The organism is Streptomyces sp. NPDC054863 (assembly GCF_053610825.1).
Window position 1 is genome coordinate 22,244 of the sequence record NZ_JBSGZD010000081.1, and the last position, 6,574, is coordinate 28,817.

Sequence of the window (6,574 nt, forward strand, 5' to 3'; positions counted from 1 at the left end):
GATAGACGAGGTAGCCGAAACGGCTGGCGGGCATGAGGGACATGGCGAGAGCCAGCCCGCCCGCCAGTCGTACGGCCGCCGCACCGACCGTCCGCGGCACCCTCGCCACCAGCGACACCGCGACGAGGAGCGCGCCGAGCGCCAGCAGGACCATGGCGACGACCGTCCCGCCCGGTACGTACTCCGCCAGCAGATGCCCCGGCAGCGGGCTGGCCGCCGGTGACTCGACGCCGCTCAGCCCCAGCGGGAACGCGACCACGTTGCGGTAGAACGCCCCCGGCCCTGCCAGCACCACCGGTACCACGAGCACCCCCGCCACACCGAGCGCGGCCACGGCGCACCGCACCGCCGCCCGCCGTCCCGCGCACACCACCAGCAGCGCCAGCACCACCGGCAGCGCAGGCCATGCGGTCCACTTCATCGAGGCCGCCACCCCGAGCACCAGCCCGGCGCACCCGGCGCTGCCCCGTCCCGCCAGGGCGACCCCGAGGCACATCAGCCCCACCACCGGCAGATCGATGCCGCCGACGGCGAGCGGCAGCGCCACCAACGGACAGACCGCGATCCACGGCGCCGCCGCACGCCGCGATCCCACCTCCCACGCCGTGGTCGCACGCCGCGAGGCCGCCTTCCACGCCGTGGTCGCACGCCACGAGGCCACCTTCCCCGGCGCCGCCGCACACCGCGAGGCCGCCCGCAGCGCGCCCAGGAACCCGGCCGCCATCCACCACCTGGCATCGCCCAGCACCGCCAACGGGCCTTCGCCGAACAGCACACGGGGCAACCCGAAGACGGCCATCCCCGGCAGATACGGATTGAAGTCCGCCGTCACCACCGGGTCGGCCACGTACGGACTGCCCGCGGCCATCAGCAACTCCGCCGACCGCTCGACCACCCGCACCTCCAGCTGCGCCTGCCCGGTCAGCACAAGTGCGGTCAGCGGCAGCGCCACCGCACCCACCAGCGCCACCACCACGGGCTTCAGCCGCACACCGGACACCGCTCGCGGCCGGACCGCGGCCCACCCGGCCGCCCCGTACCCGAGCGCGGCCGTCAGCCCCCACACCCGGTGCGGCCCGAGCCCGGAGACAAGACCGAAGAGCAGGCAGAGCGCGCCGCATCCGACCCAACCCGCCCACGCGAGGCGGGCCCTCCTGGCCCCCAACTCCCCCTGCCGCACACGCCGTTCGCCGTCGACCACTGCCGTCGCATCGCTCATGCGGCCACGGTGCGGGGCCGGCCGCCGACGCCGCGTCACACCCTGGTGCCAACCTCCGGGTCACCCCGTGGCATGACAGGGGTCGGTCGGCCCGCCGAAAGCCCGGCAGGGGCCGGTCACCCCTCCAGGAGCACGACTTCGTCCGCCGCGAACGCGACCCCGACCCCGGCGCCCCCCGCCGGGGCGTCCCGCAGCGCGCATTCGGCCTCCAGCAACGGGCCGTCCGCCGGGCGCAGTTGTACGGCGACGTGGGTGCCGCGGAAGGTGCGTGCGACCACCGTGCAGGGCAGGCCGTCCGCGACCGGCACGAGCCGGACGCCACCGGGGCGTACGAGCAGCCGGGTCTCCCCCTGCGGAGAGCCGGCGGGGACCGGGATCTTGCCCCACACCGTGTCGGCCGCCTCGCCGCTCACCGTGGCCGCCACCACGTTGTCGAAGCCCAGGAAGCGGGCCACGAACTCCGATGCGGGCCGCTGCCAGACGTCGAGGGGGGTGCCCGCCTGGGCGATCCGGCCGTCCCGCATGACGACGACCCGGTCCGCCAGGGCGAAGGCCTCCCCCTGGTCGTGGGTGACGGCGAGGACGGTGGTTCCCAACCGGCCGAAGAGCTGGCGGAGTTCGACGACGAGCCGCTCGCGCAGGCCGCGGTCGAGCTGGCCCAGCGGTTCGTCCAGCATCAGCAGTCTGGGCTGCGGGGCCAGGGCCCGGGCGAGCGCGACCCGCTGCTGTTCGCCGCCGGAGAGCGAGGCCACCGCCCGCCGCCGGGCGCCCGGCAGCCCGACCAGGTCCAGCAACTCGTCGGTCCTGCGCTCCTGTTCGGCCCGTCCCGCGCCCCGCATCCGCAGACCGAAGGCGACGTTGCCGCCCACGTCCCGCTGGGGGAAGAGCTGGTGGTCCTGGAACATCAGGCCCACCCCCCGCCGGTGCACCGGCACCCCCGCCTGGTCGGCGCCGTCCAGCAACACCCGCCCCGCATCCGGCGGTTGGAGGCCGGCCACCACCCGCAGCAGCGTCGACTTGCCGCTGCCGCTCGGCCCGAGCACACAGACGATCTCGTGCGCGGCCACCCGCAGGTCCACCGCGTCGAGCGCCGCCCGCGCCCCGAACCGTACGGTGAGAGCTTCCAGCCCCAGCAGAGGCCGCACGGCGTCGGTCATTCGGGACTCCCCGTTCATTCAGAACTCCCCGGACACGGATCGGTCGGGCCGGATGCGTTCCAGCACCAGCAGCGACACCGCGCACACGACCATGAGGATCGTGCTGAGGGCCATCGCCTGCCCGTAGTTGAGGTCGCCCGCCCGCCCGAGCAGCCGGGCCACGGCCACCGGGAGCGTCGGGTTGTCGGGCCGCGCGATGAAGACGGTCGCGCCGAACTCGCCCAGCGAGACGGCGAAGGCGAACCCGGCCGCCACCAGCAGCGCCCGCCGCACCAGCGGCAGGTCGACCTCCCGCCACGCCCGCAGCGGCGACGCCCCGAGGACCGCCGCGGCCTCCCGCAGCCGCCCGTCGACCGCGCGCAGCACGGGCAGCATGGTCCGTACGACGAAGGGCACGCCCACCAGCGCCTGGGCCAGCGGCACCAGGATCCAGGAGGTGCGCAGGTCCAGCGGCGGCTTGTTGAGGGTGATCAGGAAGCCGAAGCCCACCGTCACCGCGGAGACGCCCAGCGGCAGCATCAGCAGCGCGTCGAAGCCCCGCACCAGGCGCCCCGCCCGCCGGGTCAGGGCGGCAGCCGCGAGCCCGCCGACGACCAGCGCGATCGCGGTCGCCACCACGGCGTACTGCAGGGAGTTCCCGACCGCCTCCAGCGGCGGCACCAGGAAGGTCCCGCCGCTGTCGGCCACCGACCGCAACGCCCGGTAGTAGCCGAAGCCGTACCCCTCGGGCCCGTCGAGCGACCGCTCGACCAGCACGGACAGAGGCAGCAGGATCAGTACGAGCACGGTCGCGAGCACCCCGCCGAGCAGTGCCCACTGCCCGGCGCCGCGCGGCCTGCGCGACGTCTGCGCCGGGTCGACGAGCTTCAGCGCGCTCTCCCGGCGCCGCACCGTCCACGCGTGCACGGCGAGGATCGCTCCCACCGCCGCGAACTGCACCAGCGTCAGCACGGCCGCGGTCGGCAGGTCGAGGAGCTGCGCGGTCTGCCGGTAGACCTCCACCTCCAGGGTGGAGTACGCGGGCCCGCCCAGGATCTGTACGACGCCGAAGGAGGTGAAGGTGAACAGGAACACCATCAGTGCGGCGGCGGCCACCGCGGGCGCGAGCGCCGGCAGGGTCACCCGCCGCCAGGCCGCGAGGCGCCCCGCGCCGAGGACCCGGGCGGCCTCCTCCTGCCGGGGGTCGAGCTGCGACCACAGGCCGCCCACGGTCCGTACGACGACCGCGTAGTTGAAGAAGACGTGGGCGAGCAGGATCGCCCACACGGTGGTGTCGAGCCGCAGACCCCACAGCTCGTCGAGGAGCCCGCCGCGCCCCAGCACCGCCAGGAACGCGGTGCCCACGACCACGGTCGGCAGTACGAACGGCACGGTCACCACGGCCCGCAGCAGCTGCTTGCCCGGAAAGTCGAACCGGGCGAAGACGTACGCGGCGGGCAGCGCCAGCAGCAGGGTGAGCGCGGTCGAGGCGAGCGCCTGCCAGGTGGTGAACCAGAGCACACCGAGGATGTCCGGGTCGCCCAGCACCTCCCCGATCCGCCCGAGCTGCCAGGCGCCGCCGGACTTCAGCCCGCGCCCCACGATCGCGACGACCGGGTGGGCGAAGAACAGCACGAAGAACGCGAAGGGCACGGCCATCAGGCCGAGCCGCACCGCGCTCCCGCGCCAGGAACCCCGCCGGGCGCCACCACGGGCGCCCGGCCGGTCCTTGGCTACTTGTTCACCAGCGAGGACCACGACTTGACCCACTGCTCACGCTTGTCGGCGATCTTCTTGGGCTGCACCGTCAGGGGCTTGTCCACGACCCCGCCGAACTTGGCGTAGACCTCGGGAAGCTTGGTGTCCTTGACCGCCGGGTTGACGAACATCTTCAGCGGCAGGTCCTCCTGGAACTCCTTGCCGATGAGGAAGTCGAGGAGCGCCTTGCCGCCCGCCTCGTTCTTCGCGCCGTCCAGCAGCCCGGCGAACTCGACCTGCCGGAAGCAGGTCCCGGTGGCGACACCGGTCGGCGCCTCCTTCGGCTTCGGGTCGGCGAACAGCACCTCGACCGGCGGGCTGGAGGCGTACGACACGACGAGCGGCCGGTCCGCCTTCGCCTTCTTGCCGCCCGCGGAGCCCGAGAACTCCTCGTTGTACGCCTGCTCCCAGCCGTCCACGACCTTGACGCCGTTGTCCTTGAGCTTCTGCCAGTAGCCCTGCCAGCCGTCGTCGCCGTACTGCCCCGCGGTCGCGAGCAGGAAGCCGAGCCCCGGTGAGGAGGTCGCGGCGTTCTCGGTGACGAGGAGGTTCTTGTACGCGGGCTTGATCAGGTCGTCGAGCGACTTGGGCGGTGCGAGCTTCTTGTCGGCGAAGTACTTCTTGTCGTAGTTGACGCAGATGTCGCCGGTGTCGACCGGCGTCACCCGGTGCTCGCCCTTGTCGAGCTGGAGGTCCGCCGGTACGCGGTCCAGGCCCTTCGCCTCGTACGACCGGAACAGTCCGTTGTCGAGCGCGCGCGAGAGGAGGGTGTTGTCGACGCCGAAGAAGACGTCGCCGCGCGGTGATCCCTTGGTCAGGATCTCCTGGTTGAGGGCGGCTCCGGCGTCGCCGCTCTTCAGCACCTTGACGGTGTAGCCGGATCGCTTCGTGAACTCCTTGAGCACGGCGGGCGAGACGGCGAACGAGTCGTGGCTGACCAGCGTGACCGTCTTGGAGCTGACCCCTTCGGTCTTCTTGCCACCGTCGGACGAACCGCCACAGGCGGCGAGCGTACTGACGCCGAGCGCGGCGGCCACGGAAATCGCCGCGAGCCTCTTGATGCTGCTCACTGGCTTGATGGTGCTCACTGGTGAATTCCTCCTGGAAATGACCAGGAAGAGACGCGGCCCTGCCCACCTGGGAAAAGGTGGGCAGGGCGCAACAGCTTGAGTAACGACCGAACTTCCTACCCAGAATGACCTGGGCAAGGTTCAGAGGGTCTGCAGTACGGACTGCACTCTCAGCGCTGTGGCGCTCCCCTGTCGGAATATGCAAATGTGCGGCCCAGCGTACAACCAGGCTCGAACGCACTAACGCTCGGACGCCGCCAGCTGGCCGCAGGCCCCGTCGATCTCCTGGCCACGGGTGTCCCGCACGGTCACCGGCACTCCGTGCGCCGCGATCGCCTCGACGAACGCCTTCTCGTCCTCCGGACGCGAAGCGGTCCACTTCGACCCCGGCGTCGGGTTCAGCGGGATCAGGTTGACGTGCACCCGCTTGTTCTTGAGCAGTCGGCCCAGCAGGTCACCGCGCCACGCCTGGTCGTTGATGTCCCTGATCAGCGCGTACTCGATGGAGATCCGGCGGCCGGACTTCTCCGCGTACTCCCACGCGGCGTCCAGTACCTCCCGCACCTTCCAGCGCGTGTTGACCGGCACCAGGGTGTCGCGCAGCTCGTCGTCCGGAGCGTGCAGCGACACGGCGAGGCGGCACTTGAAGCCCTCGTCGGCGAAGCGCAGCATCGCGGGCACCAGGCCCACGGTGGAGACGGTGATCCCGCGCTGCGAAAGGCCGAGGCCGTCCGGTTCGGGGTCGGTCAGCCGACGGATCGAGCCGACGACGCGCTTGTAGTTGGCGAGCGGCTCGCCCATCCCCATGAAGACGATGTTCGACAGCCGCGCGGGACCGCCGGGAACCTCGCCGTCGCGCAGCGCCCGCATGCCGTCCACGATCTGGTGCACGATCTCGGCGGTCGACAGGTTCCGGTCGAGACCGGCCTGCCCGGTCGCACAGAACGGGCAGTTCATGCCACAGCCCGCCTGCGACGAGATACACATCGTCACCCGGTCCGGATACCGCATCAGCACGGACTCGACGAGCGTCCCGTCGTGCATCTTCCACAGCGTCTTGCGCGTGGTCTCCTGGTCGGTCGACAGATGGCGCACGACCGTCATCAGCTCGGGCAGCAGCGCCTCGCGCAGCTTCTCCCGCGAACCGGCGGGGATGTCGGTCCACTGGGCCGGGTCGTGCGCGTACCGCGCGAAGTAGTGCTGGGACAGCTGCTTGGCGCGGAACGGCTTCTCGCCGATCTCGGCGACGACCTCCTTGCGCTCGGCGGGCGTGAGGTCGGCGAGGTGCCGCGGGGGCTTCTTGGCTCCGCGGGGCGCGACGAAAGTGAGTTCTCCGGGTACAGGCATGGTCATACCAGTGTCTCAGATGTACGACAAGGGGCCCGCCGTCC

Annotated in this window: 5 protein-coding genes and 1 pseudogene; 1 reads left to right on the forward strand and 5 read right to left on the reverse strand. The window is 72.0% G+C overall.

Annotation, left to right across the window (positions count from 1 at the left end):
- Nucleotides 1-100: 100 nt before the first annotated feature.
- Nucleotides 101-595 (reverse strand): annotated as a pseudogene (locus ACWGIG_RS17120) (glycosyltransferase 87 family protein); the annotation flags it as partial.
- On the opposite strand from ACWGIG_RS17120, the gene ACWGIG_RS17125 reads away from it, so the two are divergent.
- Entirely contained in the window at nt 519-1,295 is a 777-nt protein-coding gene (locus ACWGIG_RS17125) for a hypothetical protein (protein WP_453322417.1), read from the forward strand. The pseudogene ACWGIG_RS17120 and the gene ACWGIG_RS17125 overlap by 77 nt on opposite strands.
- A gap of 40 nt (nt 1,296-1,335) precedes the next feature.
- On the opposite strand, the gene ACWGIG_RS17130 is transcribed toward ACWGIG_RS17125, so the two are convergent.
- The 4 genes from ACWGIG_RS17130 to rlmN form a co-directional block, all read right to left on the reverse strand.
- Nucleotides 1,336-2,376, reverse strand: a complete 1,041-nt coding sequence (locus ACWGIG_RS17130) for an ABC transporter ATP-binding protein (protein WP_453322418.1) — start codon at nt 2,374-2,376, stop codon at nt 1,336-1,338.
- Nucleotides 2,377-2,394: 18 nt separating this feature from the next.
- Nucleotides 2,395-4,014 (reverse strand): ABC transporter permease, encoded by a 1,620-nt coding sequence (locus ACWGIG_RS17135; RefSeq protein ID WP_453322421.1) that lies wholly within the window; start codon nt 4,012-4,014, stop codon nt 2,395-2,397.
- A 74-nt stretch (nt 4,015-4,088) separates the two neighbouring features.
- On the reverse strand, nt 4,089-5,192 hold the full coding sequence (locus ACWGIG_RS17140) for a thiamine ABC transporter substrate-binding protein (RefSeq protein WP_453322422.1): 1,104 nt from the start codon (nt 5,190-5,192) through the stop codon (nt 4,089-4,091).
- A gap of 231 nt (nt 5,193-5,423) precedes the next feature.
- Complete coding sequence (rlmN, locus tag ACWGIG_RS17145) at nt 5,424-6,530, reverse strand: 23S rRNA (adenine(2503)-C(2))-methyltransferase RlmN (RefSeq protein ID WP_453322419.1); 1,107 nt, start codon at nt 6,528-6,530, stop codon at nt 5,424-5,426.
- Nucleotides 6,531-6,574: the final 44 nt, after the last annotated feature.